The 22,451-nt window shown below is 62.6% G+C and carries 19 protein-coding genes; 6 read left to right on the forward strand and 13 right to left on the reverse strand.

Annotated elements, in window-relative coordinates; translation table 11 throughout:
- Positions 1 to 54: 54 nt before the first annotated feature.
- Positions 55 to 1,935 (forward strand): DUF885 domain-containing protein, encoded by a 1,881-nt coding sequence (locus tag EGJ68_RS05040; protein WP_123034052.1) that lies wholly within the window; start codon positions 55 to 57, stop codon positions 1,933 to 1,935.
- 26 nt (positions 1,936 to 1,961) lie between these two features.
- Here the strand turns inward: EGJ68_RS05040 and EGJ68_RS05045 are convergent, their stop codons facing one another.
- The 4 genes from EGJ68_RS05045 to EGJ68_RS05060 all read right to left on the reverse strand — a co-directional run bounded on the left by EGJ68_RS05045 (position 1,962) and on the right by EGJ68_RS05060 (position 4,637).
- Positions 1,962 to 2,168 carry a DUF2788 domain-containing protein gene (locus EGJ68_RS05045; protein ID WP_123033403.1) on the reverse strand — a complete coding sequence of 69 codons (207 nt, stop codon included), beginning with the start codon at positions 2,166 to 2,168 and terminating at the stop codon, positions 1,962 to 1,964.
- A 47-nt stretch (positions 2,169 to 2,215) separates the two neighbouring features.
- Complete coding sequence (locus EGJ68_RS05050) at positions 2,216 to 2,653, reverse strand: OsmC family protein (protein WP_123033404.1); 438 nt, start codon at positions 2,651 to 2,653, stop codon at positions 2,216 to 2,218.
- A gap of 103 nt (positions 2,654 to 2,756) precedes the next feature.
- Complete coding sequence (gene imuA / locus EGJ68_RS05055) at positions 2,757 to 3,485, reverse strand: translesion DNA synthesis-associated protein ImuA (RefSeq protein WP_123033405.1); 729 nt, start codon at positions 3,483 to 3,485, stop codon at positions 2,757 to 2,759.
- A gap of 138 nt (positions 3,486 to 3,623) precedes the next feature.
- Positions 3,624 to 4,637 (reverse strand): AraC family transcriptional regulator, encoded by a 1,014-nt coding sequence (locus EGJ68_RS05060; RefSeq protein WP_158283502.1) that lies wholly within the window; start codon positions 4,635 to 4,637, stop codon positions 3,624 to 3,626.
- A 107-nt stretch (positions 4,638 to 4,744) separates the two neighbouring features.
- Here EGJ68_RS05060 and EGJ68_RS05065 point away from each other — a divergent pair, with 107 nt between their 5' ends.
- A complete protein-coding gene (locus EGJ68_RS05065; protein ID WP_123033407.1) occupies positions 4,745 to 5,956 on the forward strand; it encodes an alkane 1-monooxygenase in 1,212 nt (403 codons plus the stop codon).
- Here EGJ68_RS05065 and EGJ68_RS05070 read toward each other — a convergent pair.
- The 6 genes from EGJ68_RS05070 to EGJ68_RS05095 form a co-directional block, all read right to left on the reverse strand.
- A complete protein-coding gene (locus tag EGJ68_RS05070) occupies positions 5,911 to 7,500 on the reverse strand; it encodes a cation:proton antiporter domain-containing protein (protein WP_123033408.1) in 1,590 nt (529 codons plus the stop codon). The genes EGJ68_RS05065 and EGJ68_RS05070 overlap by 46 nt on opposite strands.
- A gap of 44 nt (positions 7,501 to 7,544) precedes the next feature.
- A complete protein-coding gene (locus EGJ68_RS05075) occupies positions 7,545 to 9,695 on the reverse strand; it encodes an acetyl-CoA hydrolase/transferase C-terminal domain-containing protein (RefSeq protein ID WP_123033409.1) in 2,151 nt (716 codons plus the stop codon).
- Between the two features lie 127 nt (positions 9,696 to 9,822).
- Positions 9,823 to 10,827, reverse strand: coding sequence for a DNA polymerase III subunit delta (holA, locus tag EGJ68_RS05080; protein ID WP_123033410.1), 1,005 nt, complete (start codon positions 10,825 to 10,827; stop codon positions 9,823 to 9,825).
- The gene (locus EGJ68_RS05085; RefSeq protein ID WP_123034053.1) at positions 10,827 to 11,327 is read right to left on the reverse strand and encodes an LPS-assembly lipoprotein LptE; all 501 of its coding nucleotides are present in this window, start codon (positions 11,325 to 11,327) and stop codon (positions 10,827 to 10,829) included. The genes holA and EGJ68_RS05085 overlap by 1 nt, the downstream gene beginning before the upstream one ends.
- Positions 11,328 to 11,344: 17 nt before the next feature.
- Positions 11,345 to 13,939, reverse strand: a complete 2,595-nt coding sequence (gene leuS, locus EGJ68_RS05090) for a leucine--tRNA ligase (RefSeq protein ID WP_123033411.1) — start codon at positions 13,937 to 13,939, stop codon at positions 11,345 to 11,347.
- 126 nt (positions 13,940 to 14,065) lie between these two features.
- The gene (locus tag EGJ68_RS05095) at positions 14,066 to 14,527 is read right to left on the reverse strand and encodes an RrF2 family transcriptional regulator (RefSeq protein WP_332888878.1); all 462 of its coding nucleotides are present in this window, start codon (positions 14,525 to 14,527) and stop codon (positions 14,066 to 14,068) included.
- 81 nt (positions 14,528 to 14,608) lie between these two features.
- On the opposite strand from EGJ68_RS05095, the gene EGJ68_RS05100 reads away from it, so the two are divergent.
- Genes EGJ68_RS05100 through EGJ68_RS05110 form a run of 4 tightly spaced genes read left to right on the forward strand, consistent with a single transcriptional unit; the run spans position 14,609 to position 18,186 of the window.
- Positions 14,609 to 16,030 carry a cytochrome ubiquinol oxidase subunit I gene (locus EGJ68_RS05100; RefSeq protein ID WP_123033413.1) on the forward strand — a complete coding sequence of 474 codons (1,422 nt, stop codon included), beginning with the start codon at positions 14,609 to 14,611 and terminating at the stop codon, positions 16,028 to 16,030.
- Position 16,031: 1 nt separating this feature from the next.
- Positions 16,032 to 17,036: a cytochrome d ubiquinol oxidase subunit II gene (cydB, locus tag EGJ68_RS05105; RefSeq protein WP_123033414.1), complete on the forward strand. Its 1,005-nt coding sequence runs from the start codon at positions 16,032 to 16,034 to the stop codon at positions 17,034 to 17,036.
- Complete coding sequence (locus EGJ68_RS18215; protein ID WP_199227922.1) at positions 17,036 to 17,173, forward strand: hypothetical protein; 138 nt, start codon at positions 17,036 to 17,038, stop codon at positions 17,171 to 17,173. The genes cydB and EGJ68_RS18215 overlap by 1 nt, the downstream gene beginning before the upstream one ends.
- 26 nt (positions 17,174 to 17,199) lie before the next feature.
- A complete protein-coding gene (locus tag EGJ68_RS05110) occupies positions 17,200 to 18,186 on the forward strand; it encodes a Tll0287-like domain-containing protein (RefSeq protein WP_123033415.1) in 987 nt (328 codons plus the stop codon).
- 57 nt (positions 18,187 to 18,243) lie between these two features.
- Here the strand turns inward: EGJ68_RS05110 and EGJ68_RS05115 are convergent, their stop codons facing one another.
- The 3 genes from EGJ68_RS05115 to lnt form a co-directional block, all read right to left on the reverse strand.
- Positions 18,244 to 19,491: an amidohydrolase family protein gene (locus EGJ68_RS05115; protein WP_123033416.1), complete on the reverse strand. Its 1,248-nt coding sequence runs from the start codon at positions 19,489 to 19,491 to the stop codon at positions 18,244 to 18,246.
- The gene (locus tag EGJ68_RS05120; protein ID WP_123033417.1) at positions 19,488 to 20,849 is read right to left on the reverse strand and encodes an amidohydrolase; all 1,362 of its coding nucleotides are present in this window, start codon (positions 20,847 to 20,849) and stop codon (positions 19,488 to 19,490) included. The genes EGJ68_RS05115 and EGJ68_RS05120 overlap by 4 nt, the downstream gene beginning before the upstream one ends.
- An 88-nt stretch (positions 20,850 to 20,937) precedes the next feature.
- Positions 20,938 to 22,449 carry an apolipoprotein N-acyltransferase gene (lnt, locus tag EGJ68_RS05125; RefSeq protein WP_123033418.1) on the reverse strand — a complete coding sequence of 504 codons (1,512 nt, stop codon included), beginning with the start codon at positions 22,447 to 22,449 and terminating at the stop codon, positions 20,938 to 20,940.
- Positions 22,450 to 22,451 lie beyond the last annotated feature (2 nt).

Below are 22,451 nucleotides of genomic sequence, written 5' to 3' on the forward strand. Positions count from 1 at the left end.
TTTCCTGCGCCCGGTGGGCAGCGGGGACCCTTTTTTACTGCTATTGAGGTTGCAATGATTTTACCGAATTACAAACTCGCCGTGTTACCCATGGCGCTTACCACGTTGCTGGTGGCCTGCTCGCGTGATGAAACGCCTGCGCCCACGCCTGCACCGGAAGCTGCCGAGGTTGTCGGCGCTGTTCAGGATGCCGTGCCTGAAGCGGCGGCAACAGCGGCGTTTCGCACCTATCTTGAGGAAAACTATGCGGTGGATATGGCACGCCTGCCTTATACCGCGAGCTATCGTGGCATAAAGACCAACCACGACCAGTGGGATCCGGTAGCCGAAGCCTTCCTCAATGAAACCCTGGCCATCAACAAGGCCCGCTTGCAGCAGCTGGATGAGTTTGACCGCGCAGCGCTGGCGCCGGCGGAGCAACTCTCCTACGACCTGTACAAACTGGACCTGGAGCGGCGCATCGATGCAGACCGCTTCCGTCATCACCAGTTTGTGATTGACCAATACCGAGGCCCCCACACCGAGGCGCCGAGCAGGCTGGTGAATATTCACCGCGTGACTGACCTCGCCGATGCCGAGGCCTATATCGGTCGCCTGAATAATATTGCCGGCTGGTTCGATGAAGTGATCGCGCAGATGGCCATCCGCACCGAGAAGAATCTGCTGCTCGCCGACTGGCAGTATCCACCGATTATTGAGGCGGCAGGCAACGTGATTCAGGGCGCGCCCTTCACGGAAGACGGCGGCGATTCCACGCTGTGGGCAGACTTCAACAGCAAAGTTGAGGCACTGGATATCACACCGGAAGAGCGCGAGCGCCTGCTGGCCGAAGCTCGCGAGGCCCTGCTGGGTTCTGTGCAGCCGGCTTACGAACGCCTGATTGAGGCAGTTGAAGCGCAAGCCGCGCTGGCCACCGGTGACGACGGCGTGTGGAAGTTCGCTGACGGTGAAGCCTTCTACGCCGAACGCTTGCGCTGGTTTACTACCACAGACCTGACTGCCGAGCAGGTACATGCTATTGGGTTGGAGGAAGTGGACCGCATCCACGACGCCATGCGCGAAGTGATGCAAGCGGTGGAGTTTGACGGTGACCTGCGCGAGTTCTTCGAGTTCATGCGCAATGATCCACAGTTCTACTACCCGAACACGGAGGCAGGCCGCGCGCAGTATCTGGCCGAGGCCGAAGCGGCGATCAATGCCATGTCCAAGCGCCTGCCCGAGCAGTTCGGTTTGCTGCCGCAGGCTGAGCTGGTGGTTAAACGGGTGGAGGCGTTCCGCGAGCGTTCGGCGGGCAAGGCTTTCTACAACGGCCCGCCGGCTGATGGTTCGCGCCCCGGCATTTATTACGCCAACCTGTACGATATGAACAGTATGCCGACCTATCAGCTGGAGGCTCTGGCCTATCACGAGGGGGTGCCGGGCCACCACATGCAACGAGCCCTGTCAGTGGAGCTGGAAAGCCTGCCGGAATTCCAGCGCTATGCCAGCTTCACGGCCTTCACGGAAGGCTGGGCGCTGTACACGGAAGAGCTGGCCAGCGACATGGGTATGTACTCGGATGCCTATGCCGAGTTTGGCCGTTTGGCGATGGAACTCTGGCGCGCCTGTCGCCTGGTGGTGGATACCGGCCTGCACAGCAAAGGCTGGACACGTGAAGAGGCGATTGAGTATCTCGTCGAGAATACGCCGAACTCACGTTACGACTCCACCAAGGCGATTGAACGCTACATTGCGATGCCGGGGCAGGCCACGGCCTACCTGATTGGCAAGCTGCGTATTATGGCACTGCGTGAGGAAGCCCGTACGGCACTGGGTGAGCAGTTTGATGTGCGTGCCTTCCATGACGAGGTGCTCAGGCATGGCCCGGTACCCCTGTCTATTCTGGAGCAGAACATAGACCGGCTGGTTGCCAATACCCTGGCGACCAACGGTTGATTTCAGGTCGATAATGCCGGCGTCGTTCAGACGCCGGCGTTTTCCAGCAGCCAGGTGATGATGACCTTGATCAGGAAGCCGAAAATCCCCATCGCCAGGCCCACATAGAGCATGATGGTGCCGAATTTGCCGGCATTACTGCGCTTCGCCAGGTCCCAGACGATAAAAACCATGAACGTGATCAACGCGCCCACGCCCAGGGTGACGCCGTAGTCGCTCAACCATTGGTCCACAGTACGCTACTCGCTATGCGTTACGTAAAAGCGGGCGCGATGTGTGTTCAAGCGGCGGTGTCGACGCTGGCGTGCAAATGCATGTTGCTGTTCAGTGAGTTGCTGACCAGGCAGTTCGCCTCCGCTTTTTCCAGCAATTGTTTCGCTCGCTCGGTATCGGTGCCTGCGGGCACGCTGAGCTTTGCCGTTACGGTAATGTCGGTAAAGCGTGTGACGCGGTCAATACGATCCAGCGTACCCTCGGCGCTGCACTGCAGCTCCACCCAGTCCAGCTTGGAGGCGCGGGCAATGGCGCGAAAGGTGAAGATGAAGCAGTCGGTCACGGCACCTACCAGCAGGGCTTCGGGTGACCAGTTGCCGCCCGGCCCACCAAACTCTTTGGGGGGTGCCGTTTCCAGCGCCGGAATATCTTCGCCGGACAGTGATACGGTGCCTTCAGCCGTCGCTGTGGCGGCAACCTGATAGTGGTGAGGGAATTCCTGCATCTGTGTTCTCCGTGGCAAGGCCGGCACGAATGATACCGGTATAGTGGCTCATGCACAGTGCCCTATGCTAGCCGCCAGCCTGCCGGGAAACAATTGACCTGACTCAACCGGCGCTCATTGCGCTGCTGCTCGCCACGGTGGCAGGCCAGACAGGCAGCTCCCACAACTGCGGCTGGTGGGGCAGCTCATCGCTGGGGGACAGGTTGACATCCACCTGCTGCTGACCACCGCGCTGTTTCAGAATATGAACCTTGCGGTATTCCCGCATTTGCAGGCGCAGGCCGACCGGTGAGCTCTCTGCGGCTGCCTGCTGTGAACGGAACAGTACGCACAGGCTGTCGCTGTCGGCCGCCGCCAGCTGCAGTTTGCGCAGTTCGCTGTAGCGATACTGGCCGTTTCCCAGCCAGCTGAAGACGGCGCTGCAGGTGCTGCTGCGCAAGGCCTGCTCAATGCTCCAGAGCAGGTCTTCGCGGCTGCGGGGGTGCACCAGCAATACCTGCTGTGTATCGATGCCCCGGGCAGCCAGCAGCGGTGCATAAGGCGTCCAGGGCGGTGCAATAAAGGCCTGCCAGCGACCCTGTGCGCTGAGCCGTTCCATGGCGGGAAGAAACAGACCCATGGCGCCCATGCCGGAGCTGTCGCTGAGCACTTCAACGGCAGTGGCGTCTGGCCAGCCACCTTGTTGCAGCGCGTCATCCAGCGCCCGGTAACCGCTTTTCAGGCCACCGCCGTGGGCATCGCTGTTGGCCGACAGCGGCAACCCGCCAAAGTGGCGGCTGCGTCCGCGCCAGGTGTCGCGGCGAAGAATAACCTGTTCCAGAGCTTCGTTCATGATGGCTTGCCTCCGAAGATTTTCAAACTGTATGGATATACAGTAGTTGCCCGCCAGAGGGAATGCAAGCGAATCTGTTGACCTGCTGCAGAGTGCCCAGTAAATCTGCCTGCCTGGGCGACAGGTTGCTGCGAGGTGCTATTGCCGACGCCAGGCGGAGGGCGACAGGCCAAACCAGCGACGGAAAGCGCGGCCGAAATTGGCCTGCTCCCGGTAGCCGAGAATCTCCGCCACATCGGCCACGGTGTAGCGTGCGTCGCGCAACAGTTCTGCGGCGTGGCGTTGGCGCAGCTGGTCCAGCGTACCGCGATAACTGCCACCGTCGTGTTGCAGGCGGCGTATCAGGGTTCGCGGTGTGAGGTGCAGCTGTGCGGCCAGTTGCTCCAGTGTGGGTGGCGGGGCCGGCGTCAGGCGGCTGGCATCGAAATGGCTGCGCAGCAGCATCTGTACCCGCTGCGGGATACTCATCTGGTCGGCCCTGCTGGCGAGAATGTCGCGACAGCGCGCCAGGTTGCTGCGGTACACCGCTTCGTCGTGCAGCGGTGAAGGCAGGGCCAGCCAGCTGGCCGGTATCGAGAGTGCCGCGATGGGCGCTGCAAACGCCACCCGCGCCGTATAGCAGGCCGCGAGCGCCTCTGCAGCCGGCGGGGCGGGGCCACTGAAGGCCAGCGTTATGTTTGCGCCCACTGGGTGGCCGAGAATGACCCCGAGCAGTGATTCCAGTACTTTGAACACTATCGCTTCAATCCAGTGGGCAAACAGTGCGTCACCGGTCGCATCCTGCATGGTGAGCAGAAAGCGATCGGCGCGCGTTTCGGTGGCCACTGTGACGGTGGTCAGGCGCACAGCGGTAAAGCCCGCCATGACCTCCAGTGCCGCCCCCAGGGTGGGAGCGCTCAGTGCGGCGAAGCCCAGCGGCCCGTGTGCCGCCATGTTGAACTGCGCGCCCAGTTCCGCAGGCCAGCTGGATTGGGCCTGCTCGCGGTCAAAGTTGCGAAACAGGCTCGCCAGAACCTGCCAGTCCAGGTAATCCTCGCGCGCCAGCTGAGCGGCGCTGAGGCCGGTACCGGCCAGCAACGCAGATGGCGAGCAGCGGTTGGAGTGCAGCAGCAGGCGGGCGTAAGTGGCTGAAACATTCAGGGCGGGGGTCATCGTGCACCACAAGATGTCATTAGATGACCAATAGTATGTCATTTAATGAAAGTGTGCCCGTCAGGTTCTCACTCTACACTGCGCCAAAATAACATGAGGACTGTGCAATGAGCGTTACCTACCGCCTGGATCACCCCGACCAGGGCCTGATCGAATACACCGACCACAAGCGTTACCTGTGGATGTCGTCCCTGTTTATGCCGCTGTTTCCCCTGCTCGGTATTGGCCTGTACTTCCACTGGGGATCGCAATGGCTGCTGTTGGTGCCGTTGCTGTTTTCCTATCTGGTGATCCCCGTGCTCGACTATGCATTGGGCTCCGACACCAACAATCCGCCGGAAGACATCGTGCCCCAGCTGGAAGCCGACCGTTACTACCGGCTGTTGACCTGGTTCACCGTTCCCATGCACTTTGTGGTGCTCATAGCTATCGCCGGGTTTGTGGGTACCCAGGATCTCAGCGTCTGGTCGATTATCGTCATGGCCATTACGGCGGGCAGCTACAGCGGCCTGGGGATCAACACCGCCCACGAGCTGGGCCACAAGAAGCCGGAGTTCGAACGCCTGCTGGCCAAGATCGTGTTGGCCGTGCCGGCCTACGGGCATTTCTGCATCGAGCACAACCGGGGCCACCATCGCGATGTGGCCACGCCCGAAGATCCCGCCAGCTCACGTATGGGTGAATCCATCTATCGCTTTGTCTGGCGCGAAATTCCTGGTGCCTTCCATCGTGGCTGGGCGGTAGAGAGCGAACGCCTGCAGCGCCTGGGCAAAAGCCCCTGGAGCCTGCACAACGCTATTCTGCAGTCCTTCGCTATCAGCCTCGTAGTGCAGGGTGGCCTGATTCTGGCGTTTGGCTGGGTGATGGTGCCCTTCCTGGCCCTGCACAACTTCTGGGCCTGGTTCCAGCTGACCAGCGCCAACTACATTGAGCATTACGGCCTGTTGCGGCAGCGTGAGGCCAACGGCCGCTATGAGCGCTGCCAGCCACACCACAGCTGGAACGCGAACTACATTTTCAGCAATATTGTGCTGTTTCACCTTGAGCGCCACTCCGATCACCACGCCAACCCCACCCGGCGCTACCAGAGCCTGCGCAATTTCGATGATATTCCGGAGCTGCCCAACGGCTACTACGGCATGTACCTGCTGGCCTATGTGCCGTGGCTCTGGTATCGAGTGATGGACCCGCGCCTGCTGGCTCTGCCACACATCCGCGGCGATCTGGGCAAAGTCAATATCGACCCCCGCAAACGGGCGGCCATCGAGGCGCGTTATGGCAGGGTGTCTGGCGCCACAGGTGACGTGCCCTCTGGCTGAGCTTCTTCCAGCACATTGACGGTGCGGTCGGCGAGGCCGATGCCCGCCTGGAACATGGTCAGGTAGGTATGGGTCGCGCCGGCTTCGGTAATGCGCTCAACGTGATCCTCGTGCAGGGCGTGGGAAATGATGGGGCCGGTGAAACCCTTGGCACGCAAACTGCGTGCCGCTACCACTTTCGAGCCGATGTCATCCATGGCCAGCACCGCCGCCTTGATCCGGCCGAGATCAACACCGCGCCAGAAGTTGCTGTCTTCGGCATCGGCGAACACAACATTGCGGCCGGCCTCGGCATGCGCTCGCGCCTTGTAGGTGTCACCGTCCAGCCCGGCTGGCTGCAGCCCCTGCTTGCGGAGCTGGTCGTAAGCGGCGGTGCCGGTACGGCCCATGCCGAAGATCAACACATTGGCATCCCCCAGGCTGGTGGGCTGCTCATCGGGGTGCATGGTGATGCGTTCGAAACGCTGCAGGCGCGGCTCCAGGCGGGTATACAGGCGGTGCGCCATGCGGTTCAGCGGCGCGGCAATCACGAAGGACACCGACACGGCAATGGCCAGCGGCACGATCCATTCAGGCAGCAGTATGCCGGCGACAATCAGGCCAAATTCACTGTAGGCGGTGAGGCTGATTGCGGCGAGGAACGAGGTGCGCGCACGCAGGCGGAACGCGGTGAGCAGCAGGAAGAACAGAAGCCCCTTGAGCGGCAGCAATACGCCAACCCCCAGTGCAAACAGCAGTGCATCGAGGTCGGGCAGGCCGGACATGCCGATTTGCAGGAAAAAGCCCACCAGAAACACTTCCCGCAAGCCCCAGAGTGATTCGGCGAGTTCCTGCGCGCGGCGATGATTGGAGAGCAGTATGCCCATGACCAGGGCGCCAATCTCGGAACTGAGCCCCATGGCCGTGAAGCCCATGCCGCCGATCACCAGCGCGAGCAGCATGCCCATGAGCACCAGCAGCTCATCGTGCCCGGCAAAATCCAGCAGCCAGTAGAGGAAGGGGCGCATGAATGGCAGCAGGAGGACCGCCAGTGCCCAGATATTCGGGCTCTGGCCACTGAACACCGCCAGCACCATAAGTGCGATGATGTCCTGCACGATGAGAATGCCGATGGCCGTACGGCCGTGGAATACGGCCAGCTCCCTCCGCGATTCCAGCAGTTTTGCCGCCAGAACCGTGGAGGAAAAGGACAGCGCGATGGCCAGTAGCAGTGCGGTCTGCCAGTCAATGTCCAGCAGGTAGCGCAGGCCCGGTGCGAACACCGCCACGCTGATACTGAAATGCAGCAGCGCCCCGCCCAGAACCTGTGGCTGGGCAATCTGGCGCAGTTTGAGCTTCAGGCCCACGGTGAACAGCAGAATCAGCACGCCCAGGTGGGCGACGTGATTGAGAATTTCGCCGCTCTTCATGGGCATGCCCAGGCTGGGCCCGAGCAGGTTGATGGCAAAGCCTGCCGCGAGGAAGCCCACGAGCGGCGGCAACCCTACCTGACGCACTGCCAGGCCAAAAAAGAAGGCAAAGGAGATACAGACAACTTCGAACACGTAACGGCTCCGCCAGCGCTTCTTACGAGGGTTTGGCGTTGATACTACCGCACTTTCAGCAGGCCGTGTTCCTCCAGCTCCAGCATCAGCAGCTGTTGGACGATGAAGTCGCGACTGCTGTCGGGATGCATGAGATGGATGCGCTCCAGCCACGGGCGCGCAGCTTCCTTGTCACCACGGTGCAGCAGGGCGCGCAGGACTTCGCGCAGGAAGCTCGCCGGCTCGTCACTGAGTGCCTTGATGCGGCGCAGGCTGGCGCTCAGGGTGAGTTCCTCGGGCGTCAGGTCGGTGCCAAAGGGGTAAGCGGGCAGGCGGCCATCGGCGATATGTGAGCTGAGCGCCTTGGCAACGCGATAGGGCGTGTTGTTGCGTGCCGCGGCGGGGATTTCGTAGTCGGCGGGCAATTTGCCGTGCTCGATTGCCCAGTTCGCCAGTTCCTGCTGGAAGCGACTGTCGGCAATGGCGATCAGGCGCCGTATCACTTCGGCGTCAGTCTGGCCGCGCAGGTCGGCGATACCGTACTCGGTGACGATGATGTCGCGCAGGTGGCGCGGTATGGTGGTGTGGCCATAGTGTGTCACAACGTTTGAGCGCAATGCCTTGCCCTTGCCGCGGGTGCTGCGAATGCAAAGCACCGAGCGAGCGCCAGGCAGGTCGTGTGCCATGGCCACGAAGTTGTATTGTCCACCCACGCCGCTGATCACGGTGCCGTCTTCCAGGGCGTCAGACGTTACCGCCCCACTCAGGCTGACCATCATCCCGGTGTTGATAAAGCGCGCGTGCTGCCGCTGGGCACAGTACAGCGGGTAGTCGAGTAGCAGCTGGTTGGTGCGCAGCACGCTGGTCATGCAGATGCGCTCCTGCCCATCGTCGTCCAGGTCGCGCAGTTTCTGGTAGAAATCGCGCGGCCCAAGGAAGAAGCCGCCGTGCAGCACGCGGCCGTGGCGCAATTGCCGGCCTTCGCTGGCCTGCAGCAGTGCAGTCCGCGTGTCGGGATCATCCGTGTTGTTCGCCAGGGCGACGCCGTCCAGCGACAACGCGCCGTCGATCAGGCACAGGGTGTCCGGCAGAATGCCCCAGTACTGCAGGGCTGCCAGGCTGTCGGCATCGAGTTGAGCCGGCAGCAGCGCAGACTGGCGCGCGTAACCCAGCAGGCGCTCGTCCACTGCCTCGGTGATCAGCCCGTCATTCAGTCCCCGCTGCAGGGTCAGCAGGTCGTAGACCCGGCGCTTCACCACGCCGGCTTCCATCAGGTGCAGCATGCCGTTGACGAACATCTCGGTGGAAACATACAGCCCCTGCTCGAAGGGGCCTTCGTCGGTCTCGCAGCCGCTGTCGATGCGGGTCAGCCTGTCGACCGCGTCGCGCCACGCTGCGGGTTGCTGGTGGCGCAGGATCAAAGCGTGAGCCACAGCGTCACCCAGAGAACCGATACCGATTTGCAGCGTACCGCCGTCTACCACCAGGCTGCTGGCGTGCAGTGCCGTGGCGTAGTCTGCGGTGGGCACTGACGCGTTGGGTACCGCAAACAGAGTGCGCTGGTAGGCCGGGTTGTCAATCAGGCCATCGAACAACGTGGCCGGGACTTCCGCGTCATTGCGCATGAAAGGCAGATCGTCATGAACTTGCGCGAAGCAGAGGAAATCTTCCCCCTGTTCGGCGCGTTTGGTGTGAATGACATCCAGGGCAACGTCCGGGTTGCAGGACAGGCTCAGCGCAAGCCCGTCGGCGGTTTCCCGGGCAGCCACCAGCTGCAACAGCACGTTCACCCCCGCGGCCATCATGTCGCGCGCAATATGTGTGTAGTTGCTGGAAATGTACTGTTGCTGTGCGGCGGGAATACCCTTCATCGAGCCCGCTTTGAAGTACAGCTCGCTCACCTGGATGTTGTTGGGCAGATTGCCGCTGCGCTGGGCCTCCATATAGGCCAGGGGTTCGTAATCGCCAAAAATGCGCTCCACGATCGGTCCGGCCAGCTCGGCCTCGATGTGGCTCGCTGGCTTGGGTACCTCCAGCGACAGCGCCGTGTAGATGTGCAGGTCGATCTCCGGGTCCTGCTCGGCGCGGCGAAAGAAGGCATTCATCAACTGCACCGGTTTGCCCAGGCCCAGCGGAGCACCGAGTCGAAGTGTTTTCCCGAGCCTGGCGATGGTGTAATCGACACAGGCCTCAGCCGTCGCAAACCGTTCTGTCATGGCAATCTCGCTGCACGCAATTATTGTGTTGGGTGAACAAGGTTATCAAAGCACAGGTGGTGGCTGTGCATATTGATCTGGCGCAAGGCCGATGGCGGTGCGCGTTAGCCGGCCGTGCGCGGCAAATTCAGCGGGCGAGCGCCAGCAGGAGGCGATCAAGCCGATCCCAGGGGTCGCCATCGGCAAAGCCCTTGATACTGCCATCAATCGTCAGTGCGTCCTGCAACATCGCGCCCAGTGCGCGGCTGGGGTGGCGTTGCAGGGCCGCTGTCACGGCGGCTTCGCGGCTCTTCCACACCCGGTGGCTGTTGAATACGGCGGAGCGCGGCTGGCCCATCTCAAGCTCCAGCTGCAGGGCGTACAGGCCGCGTATTTCACGCGTTACGGCCCATAGCAAGGGCACCGCATCCGTGCCTTCACCGCGCAGGCCGTGCACCATGCGCAGGGTTGCTTCCGCGTTGCCCGCCAAGGCAGTGTCCACCATGGTGAACAGGTTGTAGCGCGCGTTGTCCAGCACGGCAGTGGTGACGGTGGCTAGCGTGACCTGTTTGCCGTCGGCCAGCAATTTCAGCTTCTCGACTTCCTGCACCGCGGCATACAGGTTGCCTTCCAGGCGCTCGGCAAGCAGCTCCAGGGCGTCGTCATCGATATCCAGCCCTGCCTGTCCCAGGCGTTGGCGCAGCCAGCGGGGCATTTCACGGGCCCCGACGGGCCAGACCTGCACAACGGCCCCGGATTTCTCCAGTGCCTTGTACCACTTGCTGTTCTGGGACTGCCGATCGATTTTGCCGCTGATCACCAGCAGGACATCATCGCCGCTGGCCTGCTCCAGGTAGGCACAGAGCGCCTTGCTGCCCTCGGCGCCGGGCTTGCCGTCCGGTAACCGCAGTTCGATGACCTTGCGCTCACCGAACAGCGACATTTCGGCGGCGCTGTGTAACAGGGATTCCCAGCTGAAGTCCTTGGGGCCGGTATCCAGCACTTCACGTTCGCTGCACCCGGCGGCACGCGCGGCGCTGCGTACCAGGTCGGCACACTCCTGCACCAGCAGTGGTTCGTCACCGCTCAACAGGTAAACGGACAGGCACTGGCCCTGCAGGTGCTTGGCGAGTTGCTCGGCCTTGAGCTGCATTACTGGGCTGCGGCGTGGAATCCGATCCGGCGCAGAATCTGTTGCGCGAGTTCGCCGCGCATCTCTCCCTGCAGGATGCGAATTTCTTCCGCTTTGCCCACCACGTTACTGGGGTCGTTCTCCATCTGTTTGGTGACCATGGCTTGCGATGTCTCCATGGCGATGCTGCCGTCCGGCGCACGCACCGTGAACCGGGTTTGCATGGTCAACTCGAATTCCGCCGCCCGCGCCTCGCTGGTGAGAGAGAGGTTCCGCTGGCTGAAGCGCTCGGGCTCCAGCTGCAGGATATAGGCAGCCTGCGGACGGTCAACCCACTCGATGCCGTTGGCCGAGAAGCGTGAACGCAATTCGCGGGTAAACTCACTGTTTGGGTTGCCGGTTTCCAGGTGCAGCTGGCGCCACTCCGCGGGCAGGCCGGTGGAACTGGCTGCGCCGCGCAGCTGAAAGCCGCAGGCGCTTACCGACAGGGCCAGTAACAGGGTCAGGGTTGTGCGCAACATGGGTGACGTCCAGGCCATCAGTTGGCCACTATGTTAACGAGTTTCCCCGGCACCACAATCACCTTGCGCACTGTCACCCCATCCAGGAAGCGCTGTACGTTGTCCTGTGCCATGGCGGCGGCTTCCACCGCGGCTTTGTCCGCATCGGCGGCCACGGCGATCTGGGCCCGCACTTTACCGTTTACCTGCACCGCCATGTCGATGCTGTCGCGCACCAGGGCGCTGGCATCCACGTGCGGCCACGGCGCATCCAGCAGCGGGCCCTTGCCCCCCAGCAGCGGCCACAGGTGGTGGCAGATGTGTGGCACGATGGGGCTCAGCATCAGCACCACGGCCTGCAGTGCTTCGCGCACAACCGCCCGTGCGGCGGGTTCTGACTGGTCGAGCCGGGCGATGTCGTTGCACAGCTCCATGATGGCGGCGACCGCCGTGTTGAAGGTTTGCCGGCGACCGTAGTCGTCGCTGACCTTGGCGATGGTCTCGTGGGCCTTGCGGCGCAGCTGGCGCTCGGCATCGCCGAGTGTGGCTGGCGCCAGGTCTGCGCTTTCACCCGCCTCAAGGTGTGCATGCACTTGTTTCCACAGCTTGCGCAGAAAGCGGCTGGCGCCCTCCACACCGGCATCGTGCCACTCCAGGGTTTGCTCAGGCGGTGCGGCGAACATGGTGAACAGGCGCACGGTGTCGGCGCCGAAGGTCTCCACGGCGGAATGCGGGTCGATACCGTTGTTCTTGGACTTGGACATCTTGGTCACACCACCGGAGATGACCTCATCACCGCTTTGGCGCTCCACGGCGCGCAGCACCCGGCCCCGCTCATCGCGTTCGACATCCACGTCGGTCGGCGCCACCCAGATGCGGCTGCCGCCCGGACCTTCACGGTAGAAGGATTCCGCCAGCACCATGCCCTGGCAGAGCAGGCGCTCGAAGGGCTCGCTGGAGTTGACCAGGCCTTCATCACGCATCAGCTTGTGGAAGAAGCGCGCGTAGAGCAGGTGCAGGATGGCGTGTTCGATGCCACCCACATACTGGTCGACTGGCAGCCAGTAGTTGGCCAGCTCGGGGTCCAGCATGCCCTCCTCGAAGTCGGGGCAGGTATAGCGCGCGTAGTACCAGCTGGATTCCATGAACGTGTCGAAAGTGTCGGTTTCGCGCTCGACGGGCTGCCCGTCAAGCTCGTCCTGGCGCCATTGCGGGTCGGCCTTGATTGGCGAGATAACGCCATCCATGACCACGTCTTCGGGCAACAACACGGGCAGTTTATGTGCCGGCACCGGGATTTCACCGCCTTGCGGCAGGTTGAGCATCGGGATGGGGGCGCCCCAGTAGCGCTGGCGCGAAACCCCCCAGTCGCGCAGCCGGTAATTGGTGGTGACCTGACCGCGCCCGGCTTGTTCAAGGTGCGCGGCGATGGCCGCAAACGCCGCTTCCGAGGTCAATCCATCAAATTCCGCTGAATTGATCAGTGTGCCCTTTACCGTCGCCGCAGCCTGGGACAGGTCGATGTCCGCGCCATCCTCGGCGGCAATCACCGGCCGTATGGGCAGTCCATATTTGCGGGCAAACTCCCAGTCGCGCTGGTCGTGCGCCGGTACCGCCATGATGGCACCGGAACCGTAGTCCATGAGTACGTAGTTGGCTACCCACACCGGGACTTCTTCGCCGCTGAGCGGGTTGATGGCGCGCAGGCCGGTGTCCAGGCCGCGCTTTTCCATGGTGGCCATATCGGCCTCTGCCGATGACTGGGTCTTGCAGGCTTCAATAAACGCCTGCAGTTCAGGATTGTCTGCCGCCAGTGCGCGGGAGACCGGGTGCTCTGCTGCCAGGCACATGTAGGTGACCCCAAACAGCGTGTCTGGTCGTGTGGTGTAGACCTCAAGGCGGTCCGCGTCCGCCACCGGGGTGGCGAGGTCGAAACTCAGGTCTACCCCGCGGCTTTTGCCGATCCAGTTGCGCTGCATGGTGCGCACCTGCTCCGGCCAGTGCGGCAGCTGGTCCAGATCTGCCAGCAATTCCTCGGCGTAGGCGGTGATGCGGATAAACCACTGGGGAATTTCACGGCGCTCCACGAGCGCCCCGGAACGCCAGCCGCGCCCGTCAATAACCTGCTCGTTGGCCAGTACCGTCTGGTCCACCGGGTCCCAGTTGACCGTCGCCATTTTCTTGTACACCAGCCCCTTTTCATACAGGCGGGTGAAGAACCATTGCTCCCAGCGGTAGTAGTCGGGCTGGCAGGTGGCCAGCTCGCGAGACCAGTCGAACCCGAAGCCCAGGCTTTGCAGCTGGCCTTTCATGTAGGCAATGTTCTTGTAGGTCCAGGCAGCCGGGGCGGTATTGTTCTGCACCGCGGCGTTCTCTGCCGGCAGGCCGAAGGCGTCCCACCCCATCGGGTGCAGCACATTCTTGCCCAGCATGCGCTGGTAGCGGGAGATGACATCGGTGATGGTGTAGTTGCGCACATGGCCCATGTGCAGCTTGCCGCTGGGGTAGGGGAACATTGCCAGGCAGTAGAATTTCTCTCGTCCTGCCTCCTTCTTTACGGCAAAGCTCTGCTCTTGCTGCCAGTGGTCCTGGGCGGCCTGTTCAAGAATCTTCGGCTGGTAATGCGGGTCCATGTGCGGGTTTACTCGACTGGTTTGGGCACGGAACGGGTGGCGGCTTGCAGGGGGGCGACCGTTCTTGCTGTGCAAAAAAAAGAGGGTGATTCTATCAGTATTCAGGGCCTGCGGCGAAGCGAGGGCTCAGGCCAGCTGCAAGAGTGGCAGCCTGGCGCGCAGCATTGCGCCGTCGCCCACGATATCCGCGAGGCTGGTGTCATCCAGCTCCCGGTAGAAGGCCTCCACACCACGCCGGAAGAGCCCGGTCAGGTTGCAGGCGCCGGCCAGCGGGCAGCTGTTGGTGGCGGGATTGAAACACTCCACGAAATCGCCACTGTCCTCCAGCTCCCGTACCACCTTGCCCACCGATATACGCGTCGGGTCCATGCCCAGCTGCACGCCGCCGTGCCTGCCACGCATGGTCGACAGGTAACCCAGCTGCCCGAGGTGTCGCGCGGATTTCAGCAGATGGGCGCGGGAAATAGCAAACGCCGTGGCAATATCGGCAATACGTACCTGCTGGCCTGGACGGGCAGCGCAGTACATGAGAATGCGCAGCGAGTAGTTTGTGTAGGCAGTGAGGCGAATGGGCGTTGCTCCTGAAATTCAATATTAGGTGTTGCTTATGCAATGGAAATTATAAATACTATATTAGATATCACTTAATGCCGAGGCAAGGGGTCTGCCGTGTTTGAGTTTTTCGACGCATCGATGCTGGCGCGTATCCAGTTCGCCTTCACCGTATCCTTCCACATCATTTTCCCTGCCTTCTCCATTGGCCTGGCGAGCTACCTGTTCGTGCTTGAGGGACTGTGGCTGAAGACGGAGAACCCGGTTTACCTCAACCTGTACAAATACTGGTTGAAGATATTTGCCGTCGCGTTCGGCATGGGCGTGGTGTCCGGCCTGGTGATGTCCTATCAGTTTGGCACCAACTGGAGTGTGTTCTCCGACCGGGCAGGGCCGGTGATCGGGCCGCTGCTGGCCTATGAGGTGCTGACCGCGTTTTTCCTCGAGGCGGGTTTCCTCGGTATCATGCTTTTTGGCATGGAGCGGGTTGGCAAGCGCCTGCACTTTTTCGCCACCACCATGGTGGCCTTCGGCACGCTGCTCTCTGCCACCTGGATCCTGTCGGTAAACAGCTGGATGCAAACCCCGACGGGCCACGCTGTGAACGAGCTCGGCCAGTTTGTCCCCGTTGACTGGCTGGCCATCATCTTCAACCCCAGCTTTCCGTATCGTCTGGTGCACATGACTCTGGCGTCCTACCTCACTGTTTCCTTTGTCGTGGGCGGTGTCGGGGCGTGGCACCTGCTGCGAAACAGGGCGAACCCCGAGGCGCGCAAGATGTTCTCCATGGCCATGTGGATGGCGACTTTCGTGGCACCGTTGCAGATTTTCGCCGGCGACCTGCACGGGCTCAACACACTCGAGCATCAGCCGATGAAGGTGGCCGCGATGGAAGGGCATTGGGAGCGACAAACCGGCGCGCCGTTCCTGCTCTTTGCCTGGCCCGATTCAGCGGCGGAGAAAAACGTCTTTGAAGTGGGTATTCCCTACGCCTCGGCGCTTGTACTTACCCACGATATCGGTGGCGAGACCCCGGGTCTGACCGATGTGCCTGCGAGCGACCGGCCCCCGGTGGGCATGGTGTTCTGGTCTTTCCGGATCATGCTCTTGATAGGGACCCTGATGGCGCTGATCGGACTCTACTCCGTCTGGTTGCGCTGGCGCGGCAGGCTCTACGATACGCCGTGGCTGCAGCGTGCGGCAGTCTGGATGGGGCCTTCCGGGTTTGTCGCTGTGCTCGCGGGCTGGATTGTGACTGAAGTCGGCCGCCAGCCCTTCACCGTCTATGGTCTGCTGCGCACCAGTGACTCACTGGCACCTGTTGACGCACCGGCAGTGGCGGCTTCGCTGATCGCCTTCATCGTGGTCTATTTCGCCCTGTTTGGCGCCGGTACTTATTACATCATCCGCATGATGGGGGCGACGCCCGATGGGCAGGGGCCACAAACCGGAGCGCCCCAGCGTGCTGCGGGTACCACCCCGCTGGCCTCAATGCGGCCCGCCATAAACAAGCCCACCACAAACAACGGAGGTGCCTGAAATGCTGGATTTACCGCTGATCTGGGCCGGTTTGCTGGCGCTGGGTATTTTCATCTACGTTGCGCTGGACGGTTTCGACCTGGGCATCGGCCTGCTTTTCCCGTTTCTGGCCACGGATGAGGAGCGCGATACGGCGATGAACACGGTTGCACCGGTGTGGGACGGTAACGAAACCTGGCTCATACTCGGTGGCGGCGGTCTGTTCGCCGCTTTTCCGCTCGCTTATGCGGTGGTCATGCCCGCGCTTTACGCGCCGTTCATCATCATGTTGCTGGCACTGGTGTTTCGCGGTGTTGCTTTTGAGTACCGCTGGCGTGACCCGGCACACAAGCGCATCTGGGATGTGAGTTTCGTGTTCGGCTCGGCACTGGCAACTTTCATGCAGGGCATCGTGCTCGGCACCTTCGTGCAGGGGATCGAAGTGGAAGGGCGCGCTTACGCGGGTGGCTGGTGGGACTGGCTGACACCCTTTACCGTCACGGTTGGCTTCGCCCTGTGCGCTGGCTATGCCCTGCTGGGCGCTGGCTGGCTGGTGTTGAAAACCGACGACGCCCTGCGCCAGCAGGCCTATCGGTTCGCCAAACACGCAGCTATCAGCACCTTCCTCTTCGTGGTTGTCGTCAGTGTGTGGACGCCTTTCCTGTCGCCGGAAATTTTCACCCGCTGGTTCAGCCTGCCCAACCTCTACTGGGTGGCGCCCGTGCCGTTGCTCACCGCCGCTACCGCTACGCTGGTGGCCTGGGGTATTCGCGGGCAACGCGATGCAGTGATCTACCCCGCGACGCTGGTGCTGCTGGGGTTGTGTTTTGTAGGCCTGGGCGTAGGGCTTACGCCGTATATCGTACCCCGGGCGATTACCATACAAGACGCCGCCGCACCGGATTCAAGCCTGCTGTTCATGCTGGTTGGGGCGTTGCTGATGTTGCCCTTGATACTGGGCTACACGGCGTATTCCTACTGGATATTCCGGGGCAAGGTCCGGCCCGGTGACGGCGGGTATCACTGATGAGTGAGCGTGAGGCACCGCAGCGCAGGGAACATGGTCTGGGGAAAAAGTGGGCCTGGTTTATAGGACTTTGGGTGAGCGGAGTGCTGGTGGTAGGTGCCGTCTCTGCCCTGTTACGCTGGATACTGCTGCCCTGAGTCAGCCGAGGAGAGGAAGGATCAAGATGAATATCAGAATCGTTACTGCCGTTTGTCTGGCGGCTCTTATTGCGCCGCTGGCGGTCGTTGAACGGGCGGTGAGCGCCGATGCACCACAGGTGGAAGGAGCGGCGCTTGACCAGGTGAGGCTGACAGCCGGGTTTCAGGCACTGGAATCAGCCTGTTTCAGCTGTCACAGCCCCGATGCGGCCGCAGGTAACCGTGTTGCGCCGCCCATGGCGGCGATCAAGCAGCACTACGTGCAGGCCGATACAGCCTACACCGAGTTCAGTCGCGACCTGGCGGCCTTCGTGCAGGATCCCTCCGCGGAGAATACGCGCATGCCCGGTGCGATCAATCGCTTCGGGCTTATGCCCAAGCTGTCTTTTGATCCCGCCATGCTGGAGGACATTGCCTATTACATCTATCACAGCCCCCTGGAAGCGCCTTCGTGGTATGCACAGCATTTCCAGGTCGAGCAGCAAAAGCGCCGGCGGGTGGGCCGGCCCGCGCTGGTGACCGATGCGGATTATCTACGCCACGGCAGAGAGATTGCGCTGCGCGCCAAGGCAACTCTGGGCAGCAACCTGAAGCAGGCCATCAGTGCGGGCGGCACGGTAGCGGCCATCGATTTTTGCCACACCAACGCCATTCCCCTCACCGAGGGGGCGTCAGCTGGGCAGGACGCTTTGGTACGTCGCGTCAGCGACCGGCCACGCAACCCCGCCAATGTCGCCAACAGCAGCGAACTGGCCTACATCACCGAGGCCAAATCCGCGCTGGCTGCGGGCACTGAGCCACAGCCCGCCGTGCACCGGGTTGACGGAGAGGTGGTGGCGTATTATCCCATCGTCACCAACGGCATGTGTTTGCAGTGTCACGGCACGCCGGGCCAGGCGTTGGACGCTGCAACCCACAGCGCGCTGCAGGACCGCTATCCCGAAGATCAGGCGACAGGCTATGGCGCAGACGAGCTGCGGGGAATTTTCGTGGTGTCGATGGATGCGCCCTAGCGTCTACATCACTGCACCTGCAGCTGGCCGGGTTGGCCACCTGCAGGCTTACGGGCTCTAGCGTATGTAGGCCCTCGGCAGTGTGGCGTCAACCGGCAGGTAGCGATCACGCAGTTCGGTCTGGCGGCTGCGCATGGGCTGCAGGCGGCCCCCGAGGATAACGTGGTCGGCGGATTCCACCAGTTCCAGCGGGTCCCCGCTCCAGATCACCAGATCCGCGGGTACGCCGCGCTCCAGCCGGCCGCCGGGCAGCCCGAAGATCTCCGCGGGATTGCGTGTGAGGGCGGCCAGCGCGGCGTCTCTGGCGAGGCCATTGGCGGCGGCAACCCCGGCCAGCTGACGCTGTTTGCGCGCGTGGTGGGTACCTGCTCCCGAAAAGCTGATGCGGACGCCAGCGGCGTGCAGCAGTGCGGCGTTATCCAGACGCGCGCCGAGCATGTCGAAGCTGTCTGGCAGGTTCTGCAAAGGGTCCAACAGTACGGGCACCTCGGCGTCAGCCAATTGCGCCGCGACCATCCAGGCTTCGGCGCCACCTTCGATGACCGCCCTGAAACCGTGACGCTCGGCGAAGGCCAGTACCTGCAGGATATCGCTGGCGCGGTGCACGCTGAATACCACGGTGCCGCTGCGCGTATAGCCCTTCAGTGCCGCCCGCCCTTCCCGCGTGAGCAGGGTGTGTTCGCCGTGGCGCGGTGTCGACTCACTTTCGGCGACGGCTTGTTCGAGTACCATCCACTGCGCGGCGCGCGAGCCACCGGCCAGGGTCGAAGCACTCTCGCCCAGCGCAATGAACAGCACCGGGTCACCCTGGAAGCTGTCGTAACCGCCGTCCAGCAGCACCGTGCGCCCCTGGCCGCCGATGATGGAGCCGCCCGCCATGGCGCCCAGCAGACTGAAGCCGAAGCCCTCGATGCGGGTAACGGGAATGGGGCTGGAGTGTGGGTTGTACGCGCTGACCACGTTGAATTCCGGGCGCATGGGCGGCGAGCCAATCTGCGTTACCGCCGAGTCCACGGAGGGCCAGACCATGTCGATTTCATTCAGCCCCAGCGCCGTGATGCCCGCGAACAGCGCAGGTGTCACGGGCCGTCCGGCAGCATCCAGTTCCGTGCTGTCTTCCGGCGCTCGCAGATCGCTGCCAATCTCCGCGATACGCCCGTTGCGCACCAGAATATCCGCGGACGCCAGTGTGCCCGCGGCAGTCATGGTGTGCAGTTGGGCGTTGCGAATGAGCAGGGTGTCTGCGCTGGCCACGGCGTGGCAGCAGAGCAGGACCGCGGCGAGTGTCCATTGCAGTGTCTTCATTGTTTCACCCCCTGCAGTTGCCCCAGCTCGAAATCGGACACCGGCTGTCGCGCGGGGTCGTCCCGATCAAACAGCAGCGCGCCGTCGACGAAAACCAGGTCAGCCTTGCTATAAACGCTGAACGGATTGCCGTTCCACACCACCACATCGGCCATTTTCCCGGGGGTCAGGCTGCCGGTCATGGACTCGATGCCCAGAGAGCGTGCGGCGTTGGCGGTGATCCAGCTAATAGCGTGTTCCGGTTCAATGGCCATGCCAGCCCGGCGGCCCTTGCCCATGGCCTTGGCGGCTTCCTGATTGAGCCGCTGGATACCTTCCGCAGAGTCCGAATGCACTACAGCACAGCCCCCCGGCGGGCGGTCCACGAGAGCGATGTTCTCCTGTATGCCGTCATAAGCTTCCATTTTGAAGCCCCACCAGTCGGCCCAGAGTGCGCCGCATACCTGTTTTTCCGCCAGTTCATCGGCAATCTTGTAGGCTTCCACGGCGTGGTGGAAGGTGCCGATACGATAGTCGAACTCCTCCGCCAGCGACAGGATGGTCATCATTTCGTCGGCGCGGTAGCAGTGCATGTGGATAATGATCTCACCCTGCAGCACGCCGGCCAGGGTTTCCAGCTTGAGGTCGCGCAGTGGCGCGGTGGCTTCTTCGTCGCCGGCTTCAACCTGGGCGTCATAGCGGGCCCACCGGTCGAGATAGTCGCGGGCCGCAATCCATTCGGCACGGTAGTGCGCCACGTTGCCCATGCGGGTGGAAGGCAGTTTGTTGCGCTGTCCGTACACCCGCTTGGGGTTCTCCCCGCAGGCCATTTTCAGGCCGTAGGGTGCCCCCGGGAACTTCATGCCCTGATAGCTGGTACTGTACACGTTCTTCAGGGTGACACCGCGTCCACCGAACAGGTTGGCAGAACCCGGCAGTATCTGCAGGGACGTCACGCCCCCGGCGAGCGCCTTGCCGAAACCCGGGTCCTGTGGCCAGACGCTGTGTTCCGCCCAGATATTGGCAGTAACCGGGTCGCTCATTTCATTGCCGTCCTGATGGGCGTCGACGGACGGACTGGGATAAACCCCGAGATGCGAATGCACGTCAATCAGCCCCGGAGTCACCCAGCGGCCGGTGGCGTCGATTTCCTGGGTGCCGGGCGGCACATCGCCCTGGCCCACCCATTCGATTCTGCCTCCCGCCATCAACAGGTCCGCCTGTTCCAGGCGCTGCCCGTCCCCGGTAAGCACGGTAGCGTTGCGCAGCAGGGTGGGCTGTGAGGCGACAGGGGTATACGTGGAAGGAAAAGCGTTTGCTGCCTGCAGGGCGCCACTGGCCCCGAGTAATACAAGCGCTGCACAGGCCTGTTTCAGCATGCGGTTGGCTCCAGTGTGAGGAAAGGGGCGCTTTTTACCAGAGTGCAGGTGAAGTTTCCAGTGCATTGGCAGGTCACTGGGAGGGTGTTCAGTCCCGCTCACGCCAGAGAGTGTGGTACACAACCAGCATCATCAGCAGGAGTAGCACGCAGGCGGCCAGCACCGGTCGCGGTCCGTAAGTCGCCGCCGGCGTGCTGCCGAGCATGACGTGGGCCTCACCGCTGAGCAGTGCTTCTTCGAACTGGGGGCTGCGCTGCTGTATGCGGCCCTGATGGTCGATGATTGCAGACACACCATTATTGGTGCCCCGCAACAGGTAGCGCCCTGTTTCCAGCGCGCGCATGCGTGCCATCTGCAGGTGCTGCAGGGGGCCGATGGAGGCGCCAAACCAGCTGTCGTTGCTGATGGTGACCAGTAGATCGGCGTTGCGCGCGCTGCGTGCCACGAGGCCGGGATAGACAATTTCATAGCAGATGAAAGGCGCCACCCGAACCCCGGCGGCCAACAGCAGGCTCTGGCCCGGCGGGCCTGCGGAAAAACTCGACATGGGCATATCGAAGAAGGCGATGAGCCCGCGCAACCAGCTTTCCAGTGGGACGTATTCCCCGAAGGGCACCAGACGTTGTTTGTGGTAGACGCCGCTGCCGGCGCCGAGCGCCACAATACTGTTGAAGTACGCGCTGTCGCCGGCCTCACGCCAGGGGATGCCGCTGATCAGCGTGCCTTCCTGCCGGGCAAAGTCCTCGGCAACCGGATCGAGGTAATCGCGTGCCTGCTGGTAGAAGCGGGGCAGGGCGGATTCCGGCCACACGACAATGTCATGCCCGCTTTGCGCCGCGACAGCGCGACTGTATTGCTCCAGAATTCGCGGGTAGTACGCCGGCTGCCATTTCAGGGCCTGTGGGATATTGGGTTGATAGAGCGCCACGCGCAGTGGTTGCTCGGTTGCGGGGACCACCCACTCCACTGCACCGAGTGTGCGTCCGCCCAACCACAGGATGCCGAGCACGGTGAGATAGGTCAGCAGGCCGGCGGGTTTCGGGTTGCGCCAGGCCAGGAACAGGCAGGCACCGCTGACGGCCACCGCAAATGACAGCCCGTACACCCCGACCGCAGGCGCCCAGCCGGCCAGCCAGGTATCCAGGTGAGCGTAGCCCAGGTAGAGCCACGGAAAGCCCGTGAGCAGCCAGCTGCGCAGGCCCTCAAAAAGCACCCAGAGCGCGCCGAAGCCGACCAGCATGCCGCCCGGCAGGGGCCTGATCCAGCGCGTGTAGCACCAGGCAAACAGGCTGTGCAGCAGCGCCAGGCCGGCACAGAACAGCGCCGTGAGCAGTGCGGCCAGGGGCACGCTGGCATAGCCGTACACATGGATGCTGACGTAAACCCAGGAGACGCCGCTGCCGAACATGCCGAGTCCGAACAGCCAGCCACGCCACAGGGCCTGGCGCGGCGAGCAGGTGCTCAGGAGATAGCAGTACAGCGCACAGCTGGCGATGCCCGCCGGCCACAGGTCGAAAGGTGCGAACGACAGTGTGACCAGACCACCGGCCAGCAGTGTCAGCAGTGTGATCCACGCCGGGCGCAGCCCGTTTTCACGCATGA

Source organism: Haliea alexandrii (assembly GCF_003719295.1).
GTDB classification, from domain to species: Bacteria; Pseudomonadota; Gammaproteobacteria; order Pseudomonadales; family Halieaceae; genus Haliea; species Haliea alexandrii.